At 54.7% G+C, this 1,471-nt stretch carries 1 protein-coding gene; it reads left to right on the top strand.

The genetic code is table 11. The annotated features are described in order from the left end of the window. Positions 1-479: 479 nt before the first annotated feature. On the top strand, positions 480-1,471 hold a 992-nt coding region (locus EB084_25300; protein NDD31581.1), incomplete at its 3' end, for a hypothetical protein.

Raw genomic sequence — 1,471 nt, 5'->3', positions numbered from 1 at the left:
GCAGCACGATGAGTGCGTCACCACACTTCCTCACTCCAGCGGCACGTCGACTACGCGACGCTCGAAAGATACATGTCCTTAGATCGACGACTTGTGAATCGATAGCGAGAGCTCGCTTCAGGCCGGAGCATATGTCATATGCATATGTGAATGCAAGTCAACGAACGGCGCATAAGACACACACCCACACACTCGCAACTCCGACAGATCGGGCGTTGCACTCGCGACAACAATTGGGGCGTGCGAATGTACGTGGACTTACAAGTGCACCTCAGCGACGAGACGTTGAGCTTTACCCACCACCACCACCACCACCACCACATTGGAAAGAGCATGAAGTGCACGATGTGCGCACGAATGATGTGACGTCAGCTACTTTATCCGAGAATGCGAATGTGCCGTCAAGTACGACCGAGCACTCACGAAGAAGACGCGCGATCGCAATCGCAGGTGCGACACACACGAACAAAGAAGTGCGCATGTGGACTTCGGATCGGCACCTGCTCATTCTCAATGCACTTGCGGCGTGCGTCCATTTTTTGGACGGAGGCCTCGGTGTAGTGCTCAATCGGGATGTCGTGCAGACGCAGACACTCGTCGCGCCGCTCTTCGCATACGTTCGGAATTCGTCGTCGATCTATTTGGTCACACACCCACGCGACATGTTCACATTCCACATATTCTGGCCGAGCATCGCAGTCGAGTTTGTGACTGCATGTTTCCACTTGATGTATCTCGGGATGATACTCGAACCAAAGGTCGACACATTCGTGCGCACTCACGTCGTCGGTCGAACGTCGTCGAGGAACGCTCTGCGGTGGATTGAGTACTCGATCACTGCGTCAATGATGAGTGCGTTCGGCCTCGTGCTCATGGGCGAGACCGACTTCTACCTCTTTTTGAAACAGCTGTCAGACGGCGTCGCACTCCAGTTTGTAGGCTACGTCATCGAGCTCCTCGATTGCGACGATGCACGCGACAGACGACTCTTCGACATCTTGTGGTGGGTGATTGGAAGCAACTTGAACTTGGTGAATGTAGGCATCTTGTTGTACCAGATCTTTGCGAGCGAGCTGGGATCGAATGCACACGTGTTCTACGAGAACGTCGTGCCCTTTGCGCTGTGGTTCAACACGTTCGGAATAGTGGCGCAACTGACGTTCAGGAGGTGGCGTCAATTCGCCGACCCCAACTTCTCGGAGAAGTACTACATCGTGCTGTCGTTGTCGACAAAGGTCGCGGTATTCTGGCTTGGATTCGGTTCGTATCGGCAGATCCTCGAGAGTGACGACTCGATACCGCGCACGGGAGTCGATTGGAGTGCGGTGCGGTACTCGGCCATCACTATCCCAGCATGTTTCCTTCTTGGCTACGTCGCGCACGACACGTGGGAATGGAGGAGAACGACGCACTCGGCACTCGAGAATGCATCAAAGAGTCACGACGACGACGACGACATGAGTCGCGAGCA

It is taken from the genome of Pseudomonadota bacterium (assembly GCA_010028905.1).
GTDB lineage: Bacteria > Vulcanimicrobiota > Xenobia > RGZZ01 > RGZZ01 > RGZZ01.
Note: the sequence above shows the minus strand (reverse complement) of the source record. Positions and strands in the feature narration are given on the sequence as shown.